Origin of the sequence: Aeromonas sp. SrichE-2G (assembly GCF_017939565.1) — a bacterium.
Taxonomy (GTDB): Bacteria; Pseudomonadota; Gammaproteobacteria; order Enterobacterales; family Aeromonadaceae; genus Aeromonas; species Aeromonas taiwanensis.
Genome location: NZ_JAGKRG010000004.1, coordinates 47,065 through 69,648, shown reverse-complemented (window position 1 = coordinate 69,648; position 22,584 = coordinate 47,065). Strand labels below are relative to the sequence as shown.

22 protein-coding genes are annotated in these 22,584 nt (G+C 63.0%); 7 read left to right on the top strand and 15 right to left on the bottom strand.

What is annotated here, in order from left to right:
• Nucleotides 1-99: 99 nt before the first annotated feature.
• From cgtA to rplU, 3 genes are all read right to left on the bottom strand, one after another.
• Nucleotides 100-1,302, bottom strand: a complete 1,203-nt coding sequence (cgtA, locus tag J9885_RS02350; RefSeq protein WP_210547966.1) for an Obg family GTPase CgtA — start codon at nucleotides 1,300-1,302, stop codon at nucleotides 100-102.
• A gap of 189 nt (nucleotides 1,303-1,491) precedes the next feature.
• Nucleotides 1,492-1,749: a 50S ribosomal protein L27 gene (rpmA, locus tag J9885_RS02345; protein WP_010673199.1), complete on the bottom strand. Its 258-nt coding sequence runs from the start codon at nucleotides 1,747-1,749 to the stop codon at nucleotides 1,492-1,494.
• A 17-nt stretch (nucleotides 1,750-1,766) separates the two neighbouring features.
• A complete protein-coding gene (rplU, locus tag J9885_RS02340; RefSeq protein ID WP_005304210.1) occupies nucleotides 1,767-2,078 on the bottom strand; it encodes a 50S ribosomal protein L21 in 312 nt (103 codons plus the stop codon).
• A 242-nt stretch (nucleotides 2,079-2,320) separates the two neighbouring features.
• Here rplU and ispB point away from each other — a divergent pair, with 242 nt between their 5' ends.
• Nucleotides 2,321-3,292 (top strand): octaprenyl diphosphate synthase, encoded by a 972-nt coding sequence (gene ispB, locus J9885_RS02335; protein ID WP_210547965.1) that lies wholly within the window; start codon nucleotides 2,321-2,323, stop codon nucleotides 3,290-3,292.
• Between the two features lie 67 nt (nucleotides 3,293-3,359).
• Here the strand turns inward: ispB and J9885_RS02330 are convergent, their stop codons facing one another.
• From J9885_RS02330 to J9885_RS02285, 10 genes are all read right to left on the bottom strand, one after another.
• Nucleotides 3,360-3,548, bottom strand: coding sequence for a DUF2065 family protein (locus J9885_RS02330; RefSeq protein ID WP_134696409.1), 189 nt, complete (start codon nucleotides 3,546-3,548; stop codon nucleotides 3,360-3,362).
• A 77-nt stretch (nucleotides 3,549-3,625) separates the two neighbouring features.
• Nucleotides 3,626-4,510: a protease modulator HflC gene (gene hflC / locus J9885_RS02325; RefSeq protein WP_043758249.1), complete on the bottom strand. Its 885-nt coding sequence runs from the start codon at nucleotides 4,508-4,510 to the stop codon at nucleotides 3,626-3,628.
• Nucleotides 4,511-4,513: 3 nt separating this feature from the next.
• Nucleotides 4,514-5,665, bottom strand: coding sequence for an FtsH protease activity modulator HflK (hflK, locus tag J9885_RS02320; protein ID WP_043758246.1), 1,152 nt, complete (start codon nucleotides 5,663-5,665; stop codon nucleotides 4,514-4,516).
• A gap of 92 nt (nucleotides 5,666-5,757) precedes the next feature.
• Complete coding sequence (hflX, locus tag J9885_RS02315) at nucleotides 5,758-7,044, bottom strand: ribosome rescue GTPase HflX (protein ID WP_043758245.1); 1,287 nt, start codon at nucleotides 7,042-7,044, stop codon at nucleotides 5,758-5,760.
• 63 nt (nucleotides 7,045-7,107) lie between these two features.
• The gene (gene hfq / locus J9885_RS02310) at nucleotides 7,108-7,371 is read right to left on the bottom strand and encodes an RNA chaperone Hfq (RefSeq protein ID WP_005304228.1); all 264 of its coding nucleotides are present in this window, start codon (nucleotides 7,369-7,371) and stop codon (nucleotides 7,108-7,110) included.
• A gap of 72 nt (nucleotides 7,372-7,443) precedes the next feature.
• A complete protein-coding gene (gene miaA / locus J9885_RS02305) occupies nucleotides 7,444-8,361 on the bottom strand; it encodes a tRNA (adenosine(37)-N6)-dimethylallyltransferase MiaA (protein WP_210548884.1) in 918 nt (305 codons plus the stop codon).
• Between the two features lie 93 nt (nucleotides 8,362-8,454).
• The gene (gene mutL / locus J9885_RS02300; protein WP_210547964.1) at nucleotides 8,455-10,359 is read right to left on the bottom strand and encodes a DNA mismatch repair endonuclease MutL; all 1,905 of its coding nucleotides are present in this window, start codon (nucleotides 10,357-10,359) and stop codon (nucleotides 8,455-8,457) included.
• Nucleotides 10,360-10,567: 208 nt separating this feature from the next.
• Nucleotides 10,568-12,127, bottom strand: coding sequence for an N-acetylmuramoyl-L-alanine amidase (locus J9885_RS02295; RefSeq protein WP_210547963.1), 1,560 nt, complete (start codon nucleotides 12,125-12,127; stop codon nucleotides 10,568-10,570).
• Complete coding sequence (gene tsaE, locus J9885_RS02290) at nucleotides 12,118-12,591, bottom strand: tRNA (adenosine(37)-N6)-threonylcarbamoyltransferase complex ATPase subunit type 1 TsaE (protein WP_043758231.1); 474 nt, start codon at nucleotides 12,589-12,591, stop codon at nucleotides 12,118-12,120. The genes J9885_RS02295 and tsaE overlap by 10 nt, the downstream gene beginning before the upstream one ends.
• A gap of 17 nt (nucleotides 12,592-12,608) precedes the next feature.
• On the bottom strand, nucleotides 12,609-14,111 hold the full coding sequence (locus tag J9885_RS02285; RefSeq protein ID WP_210547962.1) for an NAD(P)H-hydrate dehydratase: 1,503 nt from the start codon (nucleotides 14,109-14,111) through the stop codon (nucleotides 12,609-12,611).
• Nucleotides 14,112-14,183: 72 nt separating this feature from the next.
• On the opposite strand from J9885_RS02285, the gene queG reads away from it, so the two are divergent.
• Nucleotides 14,184-15,338, top strand: a complete 1,155-nt coding sequence (gene queG / locus J9885_RS02280; RefSeq protein ID WP_210547961.1) for a tRNA epoxyqueuosine(34) reductase QueG — start codon at nucleotides 14,184-14,186, stop codon at nucleotides 15,336-15,338.
• 84 nt (nucleotides 15,339-15,422) lie between these two features.
• Nucleotides 15,423-16,166, top strand: coding sequence for a polyphosphate--glucose phosphotransferase (ppgK, locus tag J9885_RS02275; RefSeq protein WP_043758227.1), 744 nt, complete (start codon nucleotides 15,423-15,425; stop codon nucleotides 16,164-16,166).
• Between the two features lie 56 nt (nucleotides 16,167-16,222).
• On the opposite strand, the gene J9885_RS02270 is transcribed toward ppgK, so the two are convergent.
• Nucleotides 16,223-16,678, bottom strand: coding sequence for a hypothetical protein (locus J9885_RS02270; protein ID WP_210547960.1), 456 nt, complete (start codon nucleotides 16,676-16,678; stop codon nucleotides 16,223-16,225).
• A 475-nt stretch (nucleotides 16,679-17,153) separates the two neighbouring features.
• On the opposite strand from J9885_RS02270, the gene metN reads away from it, so the two are divergent.
• The 4 genes from metN (at nucleotide 17,154) to rfaH (ending at nucleotide 20,333) form a co-directional block, all read left to right on the top strand.
• A complete protein-coding gene (gene metN / locus J9885_RS02265; protein ID WP_043758223.1) occupies nucleotides 17,154-18,197 on the top strand; it encodes a methionine ABC transporter ATP-binding protein MetN in 1,044 nt (347 codons plus the stop codon).
• A 58-nt stretch (nucleotides 18,198-18,255) separates the two neighbouring features.
• Nucleotides 18,256-18,909: a methionine ABC transporter permease gene (locus tag J9885_RS02260; RefSeq protein WP_043758222.1), complete on the top strand. Its 654-nt coding sequence runs from the start codon at nucleotides 18,256-18,258 to the stop codon at nucleotides 18,907-18,909.
• A 26-nt stretch (nucleotides 18,910-18,935) separates the two neighbouring features.
• Nucleotides 18,936-19,736: a methionine ABC transporter substrate-binding lipoprotein MetQ gene (gene metQ, locus J9885_RS02255; protein ID WP_043758219.1), complete on the top strand. Its 801-nt coding sequence runs from the start codon at nucleotides 18,936-18,938 to the stop codon at nucleotides 19,734-19,736.
• 96 nt (nucleotides 19,737-19,832) lie between these two features.
• A complete protein-coding gene (rfaH, locus tag J9885_RS02250; protein WP_043758217.1) occupies nucleotides 19,833-20,333 on the top strand; it encodes a transcription/translation regulatory transformer protein RfaH in 501 nt (166 codons plus the stop codon).
• Between the two features lie 274 nt (nucleotides 20,334-20,607).
• On the opposite strand, the gene J9885_RS02245 is transcribed toward rfaH, so the two are convergent.
• Nucleotides 20,608-22,584, bottom strand: coding sequence for a methyl-accepting chemotaxis protein (locus tag J9885_RS02245; protein WP_134696417.1), 1,977 nt, complete (start codon nucleotides 22,582-22,584; stop codon nucleotides 20,608-20,610).

The following is a 22,584-nucleotide window of genomic DNA, read 5'->3' as shown; positions in this document are numbered from 1 at the left end:
TAAGAGAGATGAAAAATATATCTATAGGGTGATCCCGTCGATCCTCCCATAAAAAAACCGGAGCCTCTCGGGGCTCCGGTTTCGTCACTGAGGCGATACTCAATCGCGGACGTAGATGACTTCGACGCCGTCGTCATCCTCGTCGTCCCAGTCATCATCGTCCAGGCCATCGTCGAAAGCCTTGGACGCCGCCAGGGCCTCCGCCTCGGCCTGGGCCAGCTGGTTCTTGTGGTAGTCGTCCCACTTGAACTCCACCTTCTCGATGGCGGCCTTGGCATCGGCATCCAGCTGACGGGGCATGGTGTCCAGCAGATCCAGGATGTCGTAGCACACCTTCTTGGTGCCTTCCTTGCTGATGGCGGTGATGGCGTAGACCGGGCCCTCGTGGTTCAGGGCGGCCTTGACGCGCTCCATCACCTCGTCCGCTTCCTCTTCCAGGATCAGGTCCATCTTGTTGAACACCAGCCAGCGCGGCTTGCTCGCGAGCTCCGGGCTGTATTTCTCCAGCTCCCGGACTATAGTCACGGCATTTTCAGCCGGATCGGAGCCATCTACCGGGCAGATGTCCACCAGGTGGATCAGAACGCGGCAACGCTCCAGGTGCTTGAGGAAGCGGATCCCCAGACCGGCCCCCTCGGCAGCCCCTTCGATCAGACCCGGGATGTCGGCAATGACGAAGGAACGGGAGTTCTCGCCACGCACCACGCCGAGGTTCGGCACCAGGGTAGTGAAGGGGTAGTCGGCGACCTTGGGACGGGCGGCGGAGACGGCGCGGATGAAGGTGGACTTGCCCGCGTTGGGCAGACCCAGCATGCCGACGTCCGCCAGCAGCAGCAGCTCCAGCTTCAGGGTTCGCACCTCACCCGGGGTACCGTTGCTCTTCTGGCGTGGGGCCCGGTTGACGGAGCTCTTGAAGCGGGTGTTGCCAAGGCCGTGGAAGCCGCCCTTGGCGACCAGCAGCTTCTGATCGTGGCTGGTCAGATCCCCCAGCAGCTCGCCGGTGTCTTCGTCGCTGGCACGGGTACCGACTGGCACGCGCAGGATCTTGTCCTTGCCACGGCGGCCGGTACAGTTGGCGCTCTGGCCATTCTCGCCACGTTCGGCGGCATGGAAACGCTCGAAGCGGTAGTCGATCAGGGTGTTCAGGTTTTCATCGGCAACCAGATACACGTCGCCGCCGTCGCCGCCGTCACCGCCGTCCGGGCCACCGTTCGGGATGTACTTCTCGCGGCGGAAGCTCACACAACCGTTACCACCGTCACCGGCATCGACTCGAATCTGGACTTCATCAACAAACTTCATAGGTAACCGTCACCTTAATTCGAAAAACCGATACGCAATTATAGTGATACGGGCCCCTTCGGGCGAGACGCATCTGGCCGATTGAGCCTGCCTGCGCCAGCTCATCCGCGTGCCGTTTTTTCGTCAAACTCATCAGAAAAACAAAAGCCCCGCCAGGTGGGCGGGGCTTCGGATCCTTGCGGTCCGTAATTACTCAGCAACGATGCTGACGTACTTACGATTCTGCGGACCTTTAACTTCGAACTGCACTTTACCGTTCGCGGTAGCGAACAGAGTGTGGTCCTTGCCCAGACCAACGTTCTCACCAGCGTGGAACTTGGTGCCGCGCTGACGAACGATGATGCTGCCAGCCAGAACTGTTTCGCCGCCGAAACGCTTCACGCCCAGGCGTTTAGCTTCAGAATCGCGACCGTTGCGGGATGAACCGCCAGCTTTTTTGTGTGCCATCTATCGGACTCCTCTAATTAAGCGCTGATGCCAGTGATTTTGACTTCAGTGAACCACTGACGGTGGCCCGCTTGCTTACGGTGGTGCTTACGACGACGGAACTTGACGATAGTCACTTTCTCGCCACGGCCGTGAGCCACAACTTCAGCCACAACCTTGCCACCTTCAACGAAAGGAGCACCTACTTTGAAAGTGTCGCCTGCAGCAACCATCAGTACTTCGTTGAAGTCGATGGTAGCGCCAGTCTCAACGTTCAGCTTTTCCAGACGAACGATTTGACCTTCGGCCACACGGTGTTGTTTTCCGCCGCTTTGGAATACCGCGTACATTTGATTAACTCCGTAAAGGCGTGTCTTTTGCTCAAGGCCAGACACGCGCAAAAACCTATAACAATGGGCGGGCATTCTACGCAGAACGATTTGCCGAGGCAAGGCCAATTTAGCAAAAAGTTTATTTTGTGCGCATATCCCTCGCCGTGAATAAACGCTTAACTGTAACCCATTGTGAAATCGTGTAGAATCCCCGCCATTGCTAAAAACGCAGTAAATGCTGCCGTCACGTTACGAGACTTATGGACCAACAGACTATCCGTGCGCTCTGTGCCGCCGACATGACGGCGGTCAATGAACTGATCCTGGCAAGACTCCAGTCCGATGTCAGCCTGATCAACCAGCTGGGTTTCTATATTGTCAGTGCCGGTGGCAAACGGATGCGCCCCATGCTGACCGTGATGGCGGCGCGCGCCCTGGGCTACGAGGGTGAAGATCACCTGAAGCTGGCCGCCATCATCGAATTCATTCACACCTCCACCCTGCTGCACGACGACGTGGTCGATGAATCTGACCTGCGTCGTGGCCGGGAAACCGCCAACGCCCTGTTCGGCAACGCTGCCAGCGTTCTGGTGGGTGACTACCTCTACAGCCGCTCCTTCCAGATGATGAGCGAGCTCTCCAACCTGAAGGTGATGGAGATCCTCTCCGATGCCACCAACACCATCGCAGAAGGGGAAGTGTTGCAGCTGATGAACTGCAACGACCCGGATACCACGGAAGAGAGCTACATGACGGTCATCTACTGCAAGACCGCCAAGCTGTTCGAAGCCGCGACTCGCCTCGCCGCCGTGCTGACCCATCAGCCCCCCCCCGTCGAACAGGCCATGACCGACTACGGCAAGTATCTCGGCACCGCCTTCCAGATCATCGACGACGTCATGGACTACTGCTCCCAGAGCGACGAGATGGGCAAGAACGTGGGCGACGATCTGGCCGAGGGCAAGCCCACCCTGCCGCTCTTGCGCGCCATGGAAGTGGGTACACCGGAAGAGCGCCAGCTGGTACGCGACGCCATCGAGCACCGCAACGGCATGGATCACCTGGAACGCATCCTGGCCATCCTCGACCGTACCGGTGCCCTCGAATACTCTCGCCAGCGGGCCCGGGAAGAGGCCGACAAGGCCATTGCCGCCCTCGCCATCCTGCCGGACTCCCAGCACAAGCAGGCACTGGAAACCCTGGCCCACATGGCAGTACAGCGTAGCGCCTGAGTCGAATTTCCGAATCCACTAAAAAGAGGCCATTGGCCTCTTTTTTCATTCTCTATCGCCGGGGTGGCTAGTGGCCGAGTGCCCAGAGGATGACAGCCCCCGCCACCACCAGGCAGCCGCCGATGCGGCGCAGCTGTTCAGGTGGCTGATCGCTCAGCATCCGCAGCATCTGCTGCCAGGCCTTGGGGGCCAGCAAGGGACCCAGTCCCTCGAATAGCAGCAGCAACCCCAACCCCATCAGGATGGATGTCAGCATCCCCTCTCCTCACAAGAAATGCCTCACAATGGAAAAGGGCCTGAATGCTCAGGCCCTTTGCTATCACCATTCGGTGTTTACTGCTTGTCCCCGTTAGGAGACTTGAGGTAGCGGAAGAACTCGCTGTCCGGCTTCAGGACCATGAGGTCATTGCCACTGGCGAAGCTCTTGCGGTAGGCCTCCATGCTGCGCACGAAGCTGAAGAACTCGGGGTCCTTCTTGTAGCTGTCGGCGTAGATCCTGGCGGCTTCGGCATCCCCTTCACCGCGCAGCTGGCGGGCGTTACTCTCGGCATCGGCGATCATGACGGTCACCTTGCGGTCGATGTCGGCGCGCAGGATTTCGGCCTGCTCGCGACCCTGGGAGCGGTGCTCACGGGCCACAGCGGTCCGCTCGGCACGCATCCGCTGATAGATGGAGCTGGAGACTTCCACCGGCAGGTTGATCTGCTTGATCCGCACATCCACCACCTTGATGCCGAGCTCGGAGGAGCGCGCCATCTTCATCAGGGCATCTTCCATCACGGTGCTGCGCTCGCCGGAGACGATGTCCTTGATGGTGCGGTTACCGATCTCGGAACGCAGGCCGTTGTTGATCTTGCGCTTGAGCAGGTCTTCGGCCTGGATCTTGTTGCCACCACCGGTCGCCAGGTAGTACTTGGAGAAGTCCTCGATCTTCCACTTCACGTAGGAGTCGATGATGAGGTCTTTCTTCTCGGAGGTGACGAAACGATCCGCCTGGCCTTCCAGGGTCTGGATACGGGCATCCATCTTGCGCACCTGGTCGATGAGCGGCACCTTGAAGTGCAGGCCCGGCTCATACAGACGCGGCTCACCGGAATCCACCCGCTTCACCTTGCCAAACTGCACCACGATCCCCTTCTGGCCTTCATCGACGATGAAGACGGAAGAGAAGCAGACCATGGCGGCCACAGCGATGACACCAATAGCTATCTTCTTCATCTATCAGTTTCTCCCTGTGCTGAAACGATCACCGCCACGCAGCGGGGTCGGTGTGGAATTGGCCCCTTCGTTGGACGGCTGGGCCGGCTCGACGGCAGGGGTGCTCGCAGGACGCGCCGGTTGCACGGCATTCGCCTTGCCGGAGAGCTTGTCCAGCGGCAGGTAGATCATGCTGTTGTTGCCAGCCGGCATGTCCACCAGGACCTTGTTGGCCTGCTGATAGAGCTCTTCCATGGTTTCCAGGTAGATACGATCGCGGGTCAGCTCCGGGGCAGCCTGATACTGGGGCAGCAGCTCGTTGAAGCGGGCGACCTCACCCTTGGCCTTCAGCACGATCTGGGACTTGTAGGCTTCGGCTTCCTGCTCCAGGCGCTTGACCTGGCCGCGGGCCTTGGGCTCCACTTCACGGGCATAGGCTTCCGCCTCACGAATGAAGCGCTGTTCATCTTCCTGAGCGGAGATGGCGTCATCGAAGGCGTCCTTCACCTCTTCCGGCGGACGAGCCGGCAGGAAGTTGACGTCCACGATCTGCAGACCCATGTGGTAGGGCTCGATGATGCTGTCGATCACCTGCCAGGTCTCCTGGCGCACCTTCTCACGACCCGTGGTCAGCACGTCGTCCATCTTGGTGTGACCCACCACATAGCGCAGGGCGCTGTCGGTCGCCTGGCTCAGGCTCTCGTCGGCATTGGTCACGCTGAACAGGTACTGCTCGGGATCGACCACGCGATACTGCACGTCCATCTCGACCCGTACCACGTTCTCGTCCTGGGTCAGCATGAAACCGGAGGCCGGCAGGGAGCGCACGGACTCCACATCCACCGGGATCACCCGATCGATGAAGGTCGGCTTCCAGCGCAGGCCCGGATCCACGTTGTGGGAGTACTCGCCAAAGCGCAGCACCACGCCCCGCTCGGCTTCGCGAATGGTGTAGAAGCCACTGACGACCCACACCACCACGGCCACCACCAGGGCGATGGAGAGGCCAAACTTGCCCACGTCACCACCACCGGATTTGCCACCACCGAGCAGACCGCCGAAACGACGGCTCACCTTGCGCAGCATCTCGTCCAGATCAGGGGGGCCCTGATTCTTGCCGTTGTTCCCCCAGGGGTCACGGTCTTTGCCATTGTTACCAGGCTCATTCCAAGCCATCAGCGTCTCCATTAATACATGCGGATGGATATCATCTCTATCGGGCCATCTCTCGTCGATGAAACCTGTAAACATTCATCGTCATCGACGAATCAATGCCTGATAAAGCGTTGTAAACTCTCACCTTCTTGTTTCATGAGGCGGTTCCAGTCGGCCAGTTGCAGGCGGACTTCCAGGACGAAATCCCCCTCCTCGCTGAAACCTTCCTGCTCGATGCCCTTCAGCCGATAGAGCGCACTGCGCAATCTGGCGGCCGACGGCGGCAACTGCAGGGTGTGATGGACCATGGAACCGGCCAGCAGTTCGGTCAGGGCCAGGAAAAGGTATTCGCTGCCTTCGCCGGTCTGGGCCGACAGCCAGACTCGCACCGGGCGACCCGCCTCGTCACGCTCCAGGCCGGCAGGACGATCGCTCAGCTTGTCGATCTTGTTGCAGATCATCAGCTGGGGGCGGTCGTCCGCCTCGATCTCGGCCAGGACTTGCTGGACCGAGTCGATATTCTCCTGCATCTGTTCATCGGCACAGTCCACTACGTGCAGCAGCAGATCCGCTTCGCGGGTCTCCTGCAGCGTCGCCTTGAAGGCCGCGACCAGATCATGGGGCAAGTGCCGAATAAATCCAACTGTGTCCGCCAGGATCACATCACCCACATCCTGGATCACCAATTTTCGCAGGGTAGGGTCCAGGGTTGCGAACAACTGGTCGGCAGCATACACGCTGGCATCTGTAAGTTGGTTGAACAAAGTGGATTTTCCGGCGTTGGTGTAACCCACCAGGGAAACGGTCGGCACCTCGTTGCGGTTGCGGGCACGGCGCCCCTGCTCCCGCTGCTTGGCCACCTTGTCGAGCCGGCGCAGAATCGCCTTGATGCGTTCACGTAGCAAACGTCGGTCGGTTTCAAGCTGGGTTTCACCCGGGCCGCGCAGGCCGATCCCCCCCTTCTGACGTTCAAGGTGGGTCCAGCCTCGCACCAGGCGAGTGGAAAGATGGCGCAACTGGGCCAGTTCGACCTGCAACTTGCCTTCGTGAGTACGGGCGCGCTGGGCGAAGATATCGAGGATGAGGCCAGTCCTGTCCACCACCCGGCACTGGAACAGACGCTCCAGGTTGCGCTCCTGGGCGGGGGTCAGGGCATGGTTGAAGATGACCACGTCCGCATCCAGCATCTGGACCTGGGACGCGATCTCTTCCGCCTTGCCGCTACCGACAAAAAACTTGGCGCTGGGCGCGCTGCGACTGGTGGTGATCACCCCCAGTGCATTGACCCCGGCCGAGCTCACCAACATCTTGAGCTCGTCCAGATCCTCCCGCTCACCCTCATCGCTGAAGTTGACATGTACCAGAACGGCCTGTTCACCAGCTTCGTAACGGTCAAACAAGCGCTTGCTCCTTGACAGGTATCATGATGGATCTGTGTTGGCGAGTGGGCTCGCCGCGGGATATCACGCCTCGGCTTCACCCTGCTCTTCACCGGCAGCACCCTGGGCGTGCTGATGATGGTTGACGGCACGGGCCGGCACCACGGTGGAAATGGCGTGCTTGTAGACCATCTGGCTCACGGTGTTCTTCAGCAGAATGACAAACTGGTCAAACGATTCGATCTGACCCTGCAGTTTGATGCCGTTCACCAAATAGATAGAAACAGGAATCCGCTCACGGCGCAGCGCATTCAAAAACGGGTCTTGGAGAGATTGCCCCTTAGCCATCTTTCTTTTCCTTATAGTTTGTTGTTTTTAAACACCGGATATTCAATATAACAACCTGATTATACAGGAGTGTCAAGCCGCACCGGCTCGGGCGACGACCCTGGCCAGATTGCCAGACTCACCAGATTCCAACCAGGTCACATCAGACCAACCGCGCAACCAGGTCATCTGACGCTTGGCCAACTGGCGGGTGGCAACAATTCCACGATAACGCATCTCATCATACTCCACTTCCCCCGCCAGGTAGTCCCACATTTGGCGGTATCCCACGCAGCGAATGGAAGGAAGTTCCGGGGTGAGATCCCCCCGCTCGTAAAGCGCCCTGACCTCCTGCTCGAAGCCGCTTCCCAGCATCTTGTCGAAGCGCTGCTCGATACGCTGGTGCAGCACGGCGCGATCCTGAGGGGCGATGGCAAACTGCAGCACACGGTAGGGCAGCCCCTCCCCCTGCACCCGGGTCAGCTCGGTGAGGGTCTTGCCGCTGATGCGGTAGACCTCGAGCGCCCGGCTGAGCCGCTGCGGGTCATTGGGGTGTATGCGGGCGCCGGCTACCGGGTCGATGCGCACCAGCTCGTCGTGCAACGCCTGCCAGCCAAGGCGCGCCGCCTCCTCTTCAATGCCGGCACGAATGGCGGGGTCGGCGGAAGGCAGCGGGGAGAGCCCCTCCAGCAGCGCCTTGAAATAGAGCATGGTGCCGCCCACCAGCAGCGGAATACGGCCACGGTCGGCGATCTCCTTCATCTCGCGCAGCGCATCCTTGCAAAAATCCGCCGCCGAATAGCTCATGGCGGGATCCAGGATGTCGATCAACCGGTGCGGCGCCTGCGCCAGCTCGGCCGGCGTCGGCTTGGCGGTGCCGATGTCCATGCCGCGATAGATGAGCGCGGAATCCACGCTGATGATGTCGCAGGTCAGTGCCTGGCACAGTTCGATGGCGAGATCCGTCTTGCCGGAGGCCGTGGGCCCCATCAGAAAAATTGCAGTCGGCAAGTCAGCCACGTGAAAAACTCCCCTTGCATGGTCGCCACCCTGGCGGCGCACCTGCAAAAAACTGGTTTATGGGTTCAAGAGGGGGCATCCCCCTCACTTGCCATCGGCGAACTCGGCCAGCACGCTGGCCAGCGGCAGCGGGCGCACCAGGCGCGCGTCTGCCAGTTGGTCACTGAAATCGGCAACTAGTTCCGTCAGCAATCGGTTTGCCGTGGCAAAATCGTATATTTTATCGGCACTTATGCCCTGTTCCACCAGCCATTGGCATAGTATCCCAGCCTGCGCATCCACATCACTGTCAGATCCGCTCTCGACCAGCTGCAGCAATTCGGGTAAGAGGCGGGCCAGATCGGTCTGGCGCAGCAGGGCCGGTACCCGAGTCAGGATCATGGTGTCGCGCCCGCCGCTTTTCAACTCCAGCCCCATGCGTTTGAGCAGGCGCTCCCGCTCTTCCACCAGGGCGACCAGGTTTTTCGGCAGCTTGAAAGAGACCGGCAGCAGCAAGGGCTGGGCCGCCAGCCCCTGGCCCCAGGCGTCCAGCAGCCAGCGGCGCAGCAGCAGGCGCTCCGCCCGCACCAGGGAGAGCAGCGCCAGCTGGCCGCTGCGCTCCAGCACCAGATAGGCCTGCTCCACCAGGGTCAGGGCACGCCACTCCCCGATTCGCCCGCTCGGGGCGGTGCTCGGCGTGGTGCCTGGCGCGGTGCTCGCGAAGCGCTCTGGCGCCTCGGCCAGCGACGCTGCCGGCGTCACTTCGGGCAAGGTGGTGAGCAGGGCGCCCATGCCACGCATCGCTGCCCGGCTCGGGGACTCGGGGGGCTGGTAGTTGCCCCCGCGCCCGGCCCCTTCTCGTACGGCGCCCCCCTCTCTCGTCTGGGCGGGGGCCCGATAACTATGTTCGGCACCGTACCACTCGGTACGCGGCGCCTGACCGGGGTAAGTGACCTCCGGGCTGCCCGGCAGCTCGACCAGGGTCTCGGCCAGCGGCGCCTCCCGGGTAACGCCTTCCCGGCGCAGGGCGGTAAAGAGCGCCTGGAAGATGAAGTCGTGGATGAGGCGCGCCTGATGGAAACGCACTTCGTGCTTGGCCGGGTGGACATTCACATCCACCTGGCGCGGATCCAGCTCGATGTAGAGTACATAGGCCGCGAAGCGATCGGCGGGCAGCAGCTCGTCATAGGCCTGGCGGATGGCGTGATTGATGAGCTTGTCGCGCATCATGCGGCCATTCACATAAGTGTATTGCAGATCGTTCTGCGGCCTGGCTCCTTCCGGGGTTGCCAGCCAGCCCCACAGCCGCACGTCGCTGTGCTCGCTCGATACCGCCAGGGCGTGGTGCATGAAGGGGGAGCCACAGACGGCGGCGAGGCGACGCTCCTGCTCGGCCACCGTGTTGGCGGCCTTGTATTGGCGCACCACCTTGCCGTTGTGGCGCAGGATCAGGGTGGCATCGAAGCGGGAGAGCGCGATGCGCCGCACCAGCTCGTCGATGTGGGCAAACTCGGTCTTTTCGCTGCGCATGAACTTGCGCCGCGCCGGGGTATTGAAGAAGAGGTCCACCACCTCCACCGTCGTGCCCACCGGGTGGGCCGCCGGCTTGATGGTGACGCTCATCTCGCGCCCCTCGGCCTGGGCCTGCCAGGCTTCGGCCTGCTCCGCCGTGCGGGAGGTGAAGGTCAGTCGGGAGACCGAGCTGATGGAGGCAAGCGCCTCCCCGCGAAAGCCGAGGCTGTTGATCCCCTCCAGATCGTCCAGGGTCGCGACCTTGGAGGTGGCATGGCGCGACAGCGCCAGCACCAGTTCATCCCTGGCGACGCCGCAGCCGTTGTCACGGATGCGGATGAGCTTGGCCCCGCCCTTGTCGATGTCGATTTCCACCCGGTCGGCGCCCGCATCCAGGCTGTTTTCCACCAGCTCCTTCACCACGGACGAAGGCCGCTCCACCACCTCGCCGGCGGCGATCTGGTTGGCCAGGATAGGAGGCAATATACGGATCGGCATCGCTGACTCCTGAGCGTGGATCTGGGGAAGCGGGTTCCTTTGTCCGGCCATCTCCCGCAACAAGCTGGTGGACCAGGTTCGGCGGCACTATGGGGAGCGGCATTACCCGCTCCCGAGATGAAGCCTGGGGAAACCCGTGGCGTTCATGACTTAAGAGGTGCCGCGCCCTCATGCTGCTGGCACTGACGGGCGCGGCGCTCATCCAGCGCTATTTCTGCGGGATGTAGAGCACCTGCCCTATCTGGATGTCCCGTGACTTGAGCTTGTTGATCTCCACCAGCCGCGCCTGGCTCACGCCGTGCTTCTCCGCGAGGCGGGAGAGGCTCTGGCCCCGGGTGACCACGTGGCGGATCATCTTGCTCTTGTCGTTGCTCTGGCTGCTGGCGGCCGGCGCGCTCGGCTCCTTGGCCGCCACCTTGTAGGGTTTGATCACCCCGGCGCCGGAGGCGCTGCCCACGCTGCTGACCGGGGCACCGCTATCGCCGACGCGATACGGCTCGGTCGCTGGCATCCGGTTGGTGACAACCTGCTGTGCTGGCTGCGCGGCCGGTTTGCTGGCGGCCACCGGCTTGCTCGCGGGCGCCGGGCGGCTAGTCGCCTGTGTGGAGGCGACCTGCCCCTTGCCGGTCAGCACGGGCCCCTTGGTCGGGTGGCTGCGGTAATAGGTGCGGATCCCCTCGAAGATGGCGCGGGCCAGCTGATCCTGATAGCTGGCAGTGGCCAGCAGCTTCTCTTCCGCATGGTTGGAGATAAAGCCCGTCTCCACCAGCACGGAGGGGATGTCCGGCGCCTTCAGCACTGCCAGGCTGGCGTGCTCGGGGGCCTTCTTGTGCAACCGGGCCACCCGGCCCATGGAGCGCAGGATCTGGCGGCTCACCTCATAGCCTTCGGCCCTGGACTTGTCCATGGAGAGATCGAGGAAGGTCTGCGCCAGATAGGGGTTGGGATCGGATTCGGCCAATACCTTGCCGACCCCGCCCAGCAGCTCCCCCTGCTTCTCCTGCTTCTCGAGCCAGCTGCCCATCTCGCGGTTGGCGCGGTTGGTCGACAGCACCCAGACGGACGCGCCCCGGGGTGTCGAGTTGTGGAAGCTGTCGGCGTGGACCGATACCAACAGATCCGCCTTGGCCTTGCGGGCAATCTCGGATCGCTTGTTCAGGTCGACGAAGTAGTCGCCACGACGGGTCAGCACGGCACGCATGCCGGGCTCGCGGTCGATGAGGGCGGCCAGCTTCTGCGACACCGACAGGGTCACCCGCTTCTCATAGGTACGGCGCGGGCCGATGGAACCGGGGTCTTCCCCCCCGTGGCCCGGATCGATGGCGATGACAACGGCCTTGCCCTGTCCCCCGACGGGCGCGGGCTGGGCCGAGGCGCTCCCCTTCTCTTCATAGGGCAGATCGATCACCAACCGGTGACCGTAGGGGCCCGCCGGCGCCAGCGGGAAGACCACAGGCTTGATGGCGGAGTCGAGATCCAGCACCAGGCGCAGGCTGCCCTTCTCCAGCGGTGTGCTCTCGCGGATCTTGCGCACCAGCTCGCTCTTGTTCTCGATACGCGTCAAGTTAGCGGCATTGCTGGCCCCCTTGAGATCGATCACCAGGCGATTCGGGCCGGTCAGGGTGAAGTAATTGAAATTGGGGGCGCTGCTCATGTCGAGCACCACCCGGGTGTTGTCCGGGGATGGCCACACCCGCACACTCTTGAGCTGATTCGCCCAGGCAGGCAGGGCCATCAGGGAGAGAAGAAAGACAAGGATCACGCGCACTGAGATGATAACCGTTCCAGAATGGCTTCGCCGATAGCAGTGCGGGCCGCGATCAGGGCCTCGCGCTGCTCGTTTACATATGTCAGGGTGATCTCGAGATCCGGGGCGGGCAACCAGCCTTCCCCTTTCTCCGGCCACTCCACCAGGCAGAGGGTATCGGCGCCGAAATAGTCGCGGATACCCATGAACTCCAGCTCTTCCGGGTCAGCCAGTCGATAGAGATCGAAGTGATAGACCTGCCACTGTGCCAGTTCATAAGGCTCGACCAGGGTATAGGTCGGACTCTTAACCTTGCCTTGATGGCCGAGCCCTTGCACCCAGCCGCGGGTCAGGGTGGTTTTGCCGGCCCCGAGGGCACCGTGCAGAAAGACGGTGGTCGCCTGCTGGCACGCCTGCGCCAGACGGCCACCCAGAGCCACGGTTGCTGCCTCGTCCGGCAGTGTCATCATCAACGTTTTTGCCATGTTCTTCTTGTTACTAGTTACTGTGTCGGATTGACCAGACGACGGATCCAGGGCAGCAGATCCGATGCCAGCATGCCCCTCTCTCCCTCGGCGGCGGCCAGATCGGCAGCCTCCCCGTGGATGACGGCCCCCAGTCGGGCGGCTGTCCCGGCGGTCCAGCCCTGGGCCAGAAGGGCGGCGATTATACCAGACAAGAGGTCCCCCATGCCGCCGCTGGCCATACCGGGGTTGCCTTCGTTGCAGAGGCTGATGTGCCGGCCATCGCAGATGAGCGACCCGGCCCCCTTGAGCAGCACCACGCCACCGTAGCGCCGCTGCAGCCGCGAAACGGCGGCGAATCTGTCCCCTTCGACCTCGGCGATGGTACAACCCAGCAAACGGGCCGCCTCCCCCGGGTGGGGGGTAAGCACCCAATTATCCTGATGACGGGGGGCCTGCGCCAGCCAATTCAATCCATCGGCGTCCAATACCAGCGGATCCGGGGTCGCGATCAGGCGATCGAACTGCGCCCTGGCCCACTCATCCTGGCCGAGTCCGGGTCCGAGCACCCGCACCGATGCCCACGCCTCGTCCATGCCGTCCGGGCACCCCATCAGTTCGGGTTGCACCAGGCTGGCCGGGGGAGCGTCCGGGTGCTGGCAAAGACGCACCAGGCCTGCCCCTGCTCGCAGACAGGCCTGTCCCGCCAGCAGGATGGCACCCTGCATCCCCAGGTTGCCCCCTACCAGCAGCACCCGGCCGTGGCGCCCCTTGTGGGCGGAGCGGGCTCGAGGGGGCAACAGTGCCTTGAGACGGGGGTAGTCGATGCGCCAGGCGGCGGGGGTGACGCCCTCCTCCACCGTGACCCCGAGGGGGTCCCAGTCGAGGTGGCCCACGCCGTCCACTCCGTCGGCGGTGAGCATGCCCTGCTTGATGCCGATAAAGGTGAGAGTCCGGGTGGCGCGAACCAGGGCGCCCATGGCGCGGCCAGTGTCGGCATTGAGCCCGGAGGGCAGATCCACCGCCAGCACGGGGGCGTTCAAGTCGTTGATTGTTGCGACGATCTTTGTCATTGAGAGGGAGAGAGGGAGCTGGACACCGGTGCCAAGCAGTGCATCTATCACCAGATCCGGCGATGGCAGCGGCGCCTGCGCCAGTTCCTCCGCCATCATCACGCCGCCCCCCGCCGCCAGCCACTCCTCGGCCGCCCGTCTGGCGTCGCCGCGAAGCAGGTCGGGCGCCCGGCTGGCGATCACCAGGGGCTCGAGGCCGAGGCGCCTGGCGAGGCGGGCCAGGACATAGCCATCCCCCCCGTTGTTGCCAGGGCCGACGAAGATCCACCAGTTGCGGCTCTCGGGCCAGTGGTGGCAGGCATAGTTGCACAAGGCGGCGCCGGCGCGCTCCATCAGCACATAGAGGGGCAGCCCCTCGCGCGCGGCCCAGCGCTCCTCCATGCAGCGGATCTGCTCGGCCCGCCACAGGGGTTGTGCTAGACTCTCCCACTCATTTTTGCGGATAGCGTCCCCGAACACCTGTACCATGACGGCCTCCAACCTTCCTCATCCCATGACCCGGCACAGACGGCGCACCGGCCGGCCGGCAGGCGCCGCAGCATGATGGCCGCCGAACTCGCACAACTGGCCCAAGATATCAAGCTCTGGGCGCGGGAGCTAGGATTTGACCAGGTCGGTATCACAGACACGGATCTCGCCCTGGAAGAGCCCAGGCTGCAGGCCTGGCTGGATGCAGGCCATCACGGCACCATGGACTACATGGCGCGCCACGGTATGATGCGAGCCCGCCCCCACGAGCTGCTGCCGGGCACCCTGCGGGTGCTGTCGGTGCGGATGAATTACCTCCCCTTCGAGGCCGGCTTCGCCACCACCCTGAAGGATCCTACCCTGGGCTACATCAGCCGCTACGCCCTCGGCCGCGACTACCACAAGGTGCTGCGCAACCGGCTCAAGCAGCTGGGGGAGCGTATCGAACAGCGCTGCGCCGAGCTGTTTCACACCACCACTGACCCCATGGGCGAGTGGCGCCCCTTCGTCGACTCGGCCCCCATTCTGGAACGCCCGCTGGCGGCCAAGGCCGGGCTTGGCTGGGTGGGCAAGCACTCACTGCTGCTCAACGAATCCGCCGGCTCCTTCTTCTTCCTGGGGGAGCTCCTCGTCAGCCTGCCGCTGCCCCTGGATGCCCCGGTGGAGAAGGAGCAGTGCGGCAAGTGCGTGGCCTGCATCAACATCTGCCCGACCGGGGCCATCGTCGCCCCCTATGTGGTGGACGGCCGTCGTTGCATCTCCTACCTCACCATTGAGAACGACGGCCCCATCCCGGAAGAGTTCAGGCCGCTCATGGGCAACCGCATCTATGGCTGCGACGACTGCCAGCTCATCTGCCCCTGGAACCGCTACGCGGACGCGAGCCCAGAACCCGACTTCAGCCCCAGGCCCAACCTGCACCGCCCTCCCCTGATTGACCTGTGGGGCTGGAGCGAGAGCGAATTTCTGAAGCACACCGAGGGCAGCCCCATTCGCCGCATCGGCTACCAGCGCTGGCGCCGCAACCTGGCGGTCGCCCTCGGCAACGGGCCGGCGACCCCGGAGGTGATGGCCGCCCTGCAACAGGCAAGGCCCGGGGCAGAGCCCATGGTGGCCGAGCACATCGACTGGGCCCTGGCTACCCTGGCCAGGCGCCAGCAAGATGAGAACAAAAAGACTCGTTTGCTGATCCGCTGCATCGAAAAAGGTCTGCCGGATCACGCATAGACGATCTGACCCTTGTCGGATCGCAGCCATTTTTTCATGCTCTGTCGACCATTGGTCATCGGCACTATAAAAAGGAAGATTTTGATGCAGATGTTGGGAGTAGATATTGGTGGGTCCGGGATCAAGGGGTGCCTGGTCGACACCGAGACCGGGGAACTGATTGGCGAGCGCCACCGCATCCCTACGCCGCAACCGGCCACCCCGGCCGCCGTGGCACACACCCTCAAGGCGCTGGTCGAGCACTTCCAGTGGAAGGGCCCGGTGGGCTGCGGCTTCCCCGCCACCATCCACAACGGCATCGCCAAGAACGCTTCCAATATCGACAAGAGCTGGATTGAGACCGATGTCGCCCATCTGTTTGCCGACGTGACCGGCCTGCCCTGCCACGTGTTGAACGACGCCGATGCGGCCGGCCTCGCCGAGATGCGCTTTGGTACCGGGCGGGATCGCAAGGGGATCATCATCCTCATCACGGTGGGGACCGGCATCGGCACCGCCGTCTTCGTCAATGGCCAGCTGCTGCCCAACACCGAGCTGGGGCACCTGATCCTGGAGGGCATGGTCGCCGAGCACTACTGCTCCGACGCGGTGCGCAAGCGCGAGGATCTCTCCTGGAGCCGCTGGGGCAAGCGCTTCAACAAGTACCTCGCCAGGCTGGAGTTCCTCTTCTCCCCCGACCTCTTCATCCTGGGGGGCGGCAGCGCTGCCAAGCTCGACAAGTTCATCGACAGGATAGAGACCCGCGCCCCCCTGGTCGCGGCGGCCAGCCTCAACCAGGCCGGTATCATAGGGGCCGCCCTCTACGGTGCGTCCCGCGAGGGGGAGTAGTCTCTCCCCGCTCTGAACTCGGGGGCTCGTCCCTTGCCGAGCCCCAGCCATCGGGGTCAGATGTCGTCGAGTCGATGGGCCCCGTGCACCAGCCGGGTCAGGCGGGATTGTGCCATCGAGGCCAGGGCCTTCAGCAGTGCCACCGTGCCCGGCGTGGGGCACTCCCGGGCCAGGCGTGACAACTCGCCGATGAGCTTCTCCTCCTGCCGCGACGCCAGCGCCACTATCTCTTCCGGTCGAGTCCCGGCCTCCAGCGCCAGGCGTTGGCACTCCGCCAGCAGATCCTCGCCGAATCCCTGATCCAGCCAGGTCTCCCTGACCGCCTTCCCCATCTGCTCGCGGTAATCGTGCAGATGGGCCGCCGCCGCGTCCTCCCGCCCCTGCAGATAGGCCAGCAGCATCCGGCTGCGCTCCCCGTCCACCCGGGAGATCTGGCGCCCATAGCCGAGCCCCTGCTGGTGATGAAGCTGTTCGAGATACAGCATCAGGTCCTTGATCTGTTGAAATCGCATCTCTCCTCCCTCCTGGCACCCACCTTCTGCCAGTATAAGGAGGCGGCGCCTCGCCCCGGCCGATAACTGGTCGCTTATTGTTCTGCGTCAAGGAGATGGAGAAGAAATAAAAAGAAAAGAAGTGCGCGCAGGGTGGGCAGCGGTGCCGGGACGACAACCGGTGATTTTTCCACCTCGCCCTTGGAAGGAAACATCAGATCATCAGCTTATGGGTGATTATCCAGGTTATATTCGGCCATTAATCACCATTCCAGAATCTAATATTGGGACTCTCCCATGTCCCGTTGTGCCATAGTCAATGAGCGGCAATTCTTATCCATTTTTTAGACGTCTAGACGTAGAAACATACGTTGACACGGCCATCCGGACATCTTAGCATCATCCTCCATGATGGCAGTGTCACCCAGTGAAACCTCTGCCCAATTCACCCGCCTGTAGCGCCCTGTGCTTTAAGGCTGTTAGCACGGAAGAATCCATGATTAAGTTGATCGGTCTCAACAAAGTCTACGGTAAAGGCAGTGATGCCGTGCACGCCCTGCGTGATGTCAGCCTGCATGTGCCGCAAGGCAAGATCTTCGGGGTGATCGGCGCCTCCGGTGCCGGCAAGAGCACCCTCATTCGTTGCGTCAACCTGCTGGAACGCCCCACCGAGGGCCAGGTCATCGTCGACGGCCAGGATCTGGTCGCCCTGAGCGAGCGGGATCTGACCCAGGCTCGCCGCCAGATCGGCATGATTTTCCAGCACTTCAACCTGCTCTCCTCCCGTACCGTCTCCGCCAACATCGCCTTCCCGCTGGAACTGGCGGGCTGGAGCAAGGCGCAGATCCAGGCCAGAGTCGATGAGCTGCTGGCCCTGGTCGGGCTGGAAGCCCGCGCCCACGCCTATCCGTCCGAACTCTCCGGCGGTCAGAAGCAGCGCGTCGCCATCGCCCGCGCCCTGGCGCCGGCGCCCAAGGTGCTGCTGTGCGACGAGGCCACCTCGGCCCTGGATCCCCAGACCACCCGTTCCATCCTGAGCCTGCTCAAGGAGATCAACGTCAAGCTGGGGCTCACCATACTGCTCATCACCCACGAGATGGACGTGGTGAAGGGGATCTGCGACGAAGTGGCCATCATCAGCGACGGCCGCCTGATCGAGCAGGGCGAGGTCGCCTGGTTCTTCAGCAATGCCAAGACCCAGCTGGCCCGTGACTTCATCCACTCCACCATCCACCTGGAAGTGCCCCAGGAGTACCAGGACAGGATGAGCCGCGATCGGGTGCCCGGCAGCTATCCCCTGGTGAAGCTCGGCTTCACCGGCACCACCGTCGATTCACCGCTGATTTCCGAGGTGAGCCGCCGTTTCAACATAGACATCAGCATCCTGAGCGCAGACATCGAGTACGCCGGTGGCGTCAAGTTCGGCTTCCTGCTGGCGGAACTGTTCGGGGACGAGGCCCAGTGCGAGGCCACCCAGCAGTTCTTCATCGACAACCACATTCAGCTGGAGGTAATGGGTTATGTCCGAAGCAATGACTAATCTGCTGCGCCCCATCCTCGGCGACTCAGCCATCTTATCCAGCTGGAGGTAATGACTCATGTCCGAAGCAATGATTAATCTGCTGATCTCGGCCCTCGGCGACACCCTGATCATGGTGTTTGCCTCCGCCCTGTTCGGCTGCCTGCTCGGCCTGCCGCTCGGCGTGGCGCTGCACGTGACCAAGGCCGGCCAGATCCTGGCCAACCCTGTGCTCAACAGGACCCTGGGCGTCATCGTCAACGTCGGCCGCTCCGTGCCCTTCATCATCCTGCTGGTCGCCATCATTCCGTTGACCCGCTTCATCGTCGGCACCAGCATCGGCACCATCGCCGCCATCGTGCCGCTGACCGTCGGCTGCATCCCCTTCATCGCCCGCCTGGTGGAAGGGGCCCTGATGGAGGTGCCGGACGGCCTGCTGGAAGCGGCCAAGGCCATGGGGGCCAAGCCCCTGCAAATCATCGCCAAGGTGCTGCTGCCCGAGGCCCTGCCGGGGATCCTCAACAGCATCATCATCACGCTCGTCACGCTCGTTAACTACTCCGCCATGGCCGGTGCCATCGGGGGCGGTGGTCTCGGCGATGTGGGCATTCGCTACGGCTACCAGCGTTTCGATCCGACCGTCATGCTGGTCACCGTGGTCATCCTGGTGGTGCTGGTTCAACTCATCCAGAGCGCGGGTGAGCGCCTGGTCAAACAATGTGATCATCGTTAATCGTCGATTTCTGACAGGAGGTTTTTATGAAATTGGGCATCAAATCCGCGGCGGCAGCCCTGCTGGCTACCCTGGTACTGGTCGGCTGCGGCCAGAAAGAAGAGAACAAGACCCTGAAAGTGGGCGCCATCGCCGGTCCCGAGACCGAGCTGGTGGAGACCGCGGCCAAGGTGGCCAAGGAGAAATACGGTCTGACCGTCGAAGTGGTCACCTTCTCCGACTACGTCACCCCTAACGTGGCCCTGAACGACGGCAGCGTCGACGTCAACGCCTTCCAGCACAAACCCTATCTGGACGCCCAGATCCGTGATCGCGGCTTCAAGCTGGTACCGGTTGGCAACACCTTCGTCTACCCGATCGCCGGTTACTCCAAGAAGATCAAAGCGCTCTCCGAGATCCAGGACGGTGCCCAGATCGCAGTGCCGAACGATCCGACCAACCTGGGTCGCTCCCTGATCCTGCTGGAGAAGCAGGGCCTGCTGAAGCTTAAAGAGGGTGCCGGTCTGGAAGCGACCGTGCTGGACATCGTCGACAACCCGCGTAACTTCAAGATCGTCGAGCTGGAAGCCGCACAGCTGCCCCGCTCCCTGGAAGACGTGGATCTGGCCATCATCAACAACACCTTCGCCGGTCAGATTGGCCTGACCCCGACCGAGAACGGCCTGTTTGTCGAAGACAAGGAGTCACCCTACGTCAACCTGATCGTTGCCCGCGAAAACAACAAGGACGACGAGAAGGTCAAGGAGTTCGTCCAGTCCTTCCAGACCGACGAGGTCTACAAGAAGGGTACCGAGCTGTTCAAGGGCGGCCTGGTGAAAGGCTGGTAATTGTTCATTCAGTAAAAAAGGCCACGCTTTGCGTGGCCTTTTTATTGGGCGCCGCTATCATATCCGCGAGCACGGCAACACGAACGTATTGATCACATGAAAAAATGGTATCTGGCCTACTGCAAGCCAAAAGAAGAGGCCCGCGCCCGCGCTCATCTGGCTGCCCAGGGCGTCGAATCCTATTACCCCATGGTCGAAATCGAGAAGCTGCGGCGGGGCAAGCGGGTTCCCCAGCGTGAACCCATGTTCCCCAACTACCTGTTCATCTATGTGGATCTGGAAGAGGTGACCCCGGTGACCCTGAAATCCACCCGGGGCATCAGCCGCATCATTCATTTCGGCAAGGAGTGGACCCCCGTCAGCAGCCAGCTGATCTACCGGCTGATGAGCCGGGATGACAGCGACGAGGCGCGCGCCAGCTATGCCCGCCTGCCGTCCCAGGGGGACAAGGTCCTCATCGAATCGGGCCCCCTCGCCGGGTTTGAGGCCATCTATCTGGAGCCGGATGGCGAGAAGCGGGCCATCCTGCTGGTCAATCTGCTCAATCAGGAGACCTGCAGCAGCTTCGAAAACCAGTCCTTCCGCCGTCTGGAATGACGGCGCAGGGGGCTATCCATATCGAGAAGCCCTCCTCTCCTGCTGGTGAACCTGCTCAATCAGGAGACCTGCAGCAGCTTCGAGAATCAGTCCTTCCGCCGTCTGGAATGACGGCGCAGGGGGCTATCCACATCGAGAAGCCCTCCTCTCCTGCTGGTGAACCGGCTCGTCGGAAACCAGACCATCTGGAGTGACATCTCCCAGTTCCCACCTTTGGGCCCAATAAAACGGGGCAGACCTCCCGGCCTGCCCCTTGCGCTCTCCCGTCCCCTCGTCAGGCATTCAGATCGAACCGGCTGATGGTCGAGGTCAGCCTGCCTGTCTCCCGCGTCAGCCGGGCGGCGATCTGCTCCCCCTGCTGGCTGTGCTCGCTGGACTGGTGGCTGAGCCCGGCGATCTCCTCCACCGTGCCAGCTACCTCCTGGGCCACCCTGGACTGCTGCTCGGTCGCTGCGGCGATGGCGGCAAGCTGGCCGCTTAGATCCTGCACCAGCAGCGTCATGGCATTCAGGGTCTCGGTCACCGAGGCCATGGCCCCCCGTCCCTGCTCCACCAGCAGGGTGCCACTGCCCACGGTATCGGCCGTCTCCCGGGTCTGCTGCTGGATGCTGGCGATGGTCTGGTTGATCTCCATGGTCGACGCGCTGGTGCGGCTCGCCAGCTGCCTCACCTCGTCGGCCACCACGGCAAAGCCGCGGCCCTGTTCGCCAGCGCGGGCCGCCTCGATGGCGGCATTGAGGGCCAGCAGGTTGGTCTGCTCGGCGATGGTGGCGATTACCTCGGTGACGCGCCCCACCTGCTCGCTCTGGCTACTGAGCTGCGTCATCGCCTGGTTCGCCTGGGCTATCATGGCGGCAATCTGCGCCATGGTGGCCCCCATGCGCCCGAGTGCCTGCTCCCCCTGCCTGGCCTGAAGCTCCGTCTCGCGGGCCGCCCCGGCCGCCCCCGCGATGTTGCCCGCCACATCCCGGGTGCTGACCGACACCTGTTCGATGGCCGCCGCCACCGAATCCAGCCGCAGGCTCTGGCTCGCCAGATCGTCCGCGATGGCATTGGTGGTATGGCCGACTTCCCGACCGGCCCCCTCCACCTGCGCGACCGCCCCCTGGATCTCCCCCACCAGCTCGCGTAGCTGGGCCGACATCCGGTTGATGGAGCCCGTCAGGCCCCCCAGTTCATCCTGCCTTCGCACCGGCAGGGGGTCGAGCGGTAGCCGGCCATCGGCCACCAGACCGGCCCGTTTCACCAGGCTGGCGATGTCCCGGGTCAGACGCCGGCTGAACAGCAGGGCCACCAGGGTACCGAGCAGGATGACGCTGGTGGTCGCCAGCAGCAGGGTGCGGTGAATGGTCTGGCCGGCGGCGGTCATCTCCCCGGCCATCTTGTCCACCTCCCCCCGGGTATGGCTCACCTGGGTCGCCAGCCGATCGGCGAGCCGGGTCAGGGCGGGTTCGATGTCGGTGGCCATCAGATGGTTGGCCCGGTTCCAGTCCGGCGACTGGCGTTTCTCGATCACCTGGCCGACCAGCTCGGCGAAGGGGGCCGACATCTCCTCGAACAGCGTCCACAGCCCCTTCTGCGCCTCGGTGAAGTGCTCCTGCTGCTGTTTCAGCTCCGCCACCCGCTGCTGGTGGTACTGGTAGTAGTCCTGGTATTTGTCCCGGTAATCCTTCTCCCCGGAGATGAGGAAGTCCCGCAGGGCGGAGAGGGCGTTCGCCAGACCGTTGTAGGCGTCCCCCACCTGCTTGAGCAGCAGACGGCGATCCCCCGGCAGCGCCGCCTCGGGCGTCGCCACCTCTTCATTGGCGATGGATTGCAGCTGATCCAGGGCGGCCTCCGCCAGGGGGCCCGCCTCCAGCAGCATCAGGGTATGGGCCGGCAGGTTCTCCTCGGTATGGGCCAGGGCCCAGACCTTCTCCTGGGCCCCCTTGAACCCCTTGAGGTCGCGGGTCAGGGCGGGGGCGAAGCGCTGGCGCTCGATGAGGTGCCAGGCCCCCTCCCACTCCTGCTGGATGCGCGCACCTTGCACCGGGTCCTTGCCGAGGATGAGGTAGGCTCGCAGGGAGGAAACGGTGGCGATCAGGGCCTTCTGGCTCGCCTCGTCCCGCTGCAGGGCGGGCAGGGTCTGCCCCAGCAGGGCCTCCCGGGAGCCCTCGATCCGGCCGAGCTGATGGTAGACGAGGGCGGAGGAGAGAATGATCAGCAGATTGATAAAACAGAAGCTCAACAGCAACTTGCTTGATAGTTTCAT

Coding starts and splice junctions, on each gene's coding strand:
- cgtA (WP_210547966.1), bottom strand. CDS start 1,302: ATGAAGTTTGTTGATGAAGTCCAGATTCGAGTCGATGCCGGTGACGGT.
- rpmA (WP_010673199.1), bottom strand. CDS start 1,749: ATGGCACACAAAAAAGCTGGCGGTTCATCCCGCAACGGTCGCGATTCT.
- rplU (WP_005304210.1), bottom strand. CDS start 2,078: ATGTACGCGGTATTCCAAAGCGGCGGAAAACAACACCGTGTGGCCGAA.
- ispB (WP_210547965.1), top strand. CDS start 2,321: ATGGACCAACAGACTATCCGTGCGCTCTGTGCCGCCGACATGACGGCG.
- J9885_RS02330 (WP_134696409.1), bottom strand. CDS start 3,548: ATGCTGACATCCATCCTGATGGGGTTGGGGTTGCTGCTGCTATTCGAG.
- hflC (WP_043758249.1), bottom strand. CDS start 4,510: ATGAAGAAGATAGCTATTGGTGTCATCGCTGTGGCCGCCATGGTCTGC.
- hflK (WP_043758246.1), bottom strand. CDS start 5,665: ATGGCTTGGAATGAGCCTGGTAACAATGGCAAAGACCGTGACCCCTGG.
- hfq (WP_005304228.1), bottom strand. CDS start 7,371: ATGGCTAAGGGGCAATCTCTCCAAGACCCGTTTTTGAATGCGCTGCGC.
- mutL (WP_210547964.1), bottom strand. CDS start 10,359: ATGCCGATCCGTATATTGCCTCCTATCCTGGCCAACCAGATCGCCGCC.
- tsaE (WP_043758231.1), bottom strand. CDS start 12,591: ATGGCAAAAACGTTGATGATGACACTGCCGGACGAGGCAGCAACCGTG.
- J9885_RS02285 (WP_210547962.1), bottom strand. CDS start 14,111: ATGGTACAGGTGTTCGGGGACGCTATCCGCAAAAATGAGTGGGAGAGT.
- queG (WP_210547961.1), top strand. CDS start 14,184: ATGATGGCCGCCGAACTCGCACAACTGGCCCAAGATATCAAGCTCTGG.
- ppgK (WP_043758227.1), top strand. CDS start 15,423: ATGCAGATGTTGGGAGTAGATATTGGTGGGTCCGGGATCAAGGGGTGC.
- J9885_RS02270 (WP_210547960.1), bottom strand. CDS start 16,678: ATGCGATTTCAACAGATCAAGGACCTGATGCTGTATCTCGAACAGCTT.
- metN (WP_043758223.1), top strand. CDS start 17,154: ATGATTAAGTTGATCGGTCTCAACAAAGTCTACGGTAAAGGCAGTGAT.
- J9885_RS02260 (WP_043758222.1), top strand. CDS start 18,256: ATGTCCGAAGCAATGATTAATCTGCTGATCTCGGCCCTCGGCGACACC.
- metQ (WP_043758219.1), top strand. CDS start 18,936: ATGAAATTGGGCATCAAATCCGCGGCGGCAGCCCTGCTGGCTACCCTG.
- rfaH (WP_043758217.1), top strand. CDS start 19,833: ATGAAAAAATGGTATCTGGCCTACTGCAAGCCAAAAGAAGAGGCCCGC.
- J9885_RS02245 (WP_134696417.1), bottom strand. CDS start 22,584: ATGAAACTATCAAGCAAGTTGCTGTTGAGCTTCTGTTTTATCAATCTG.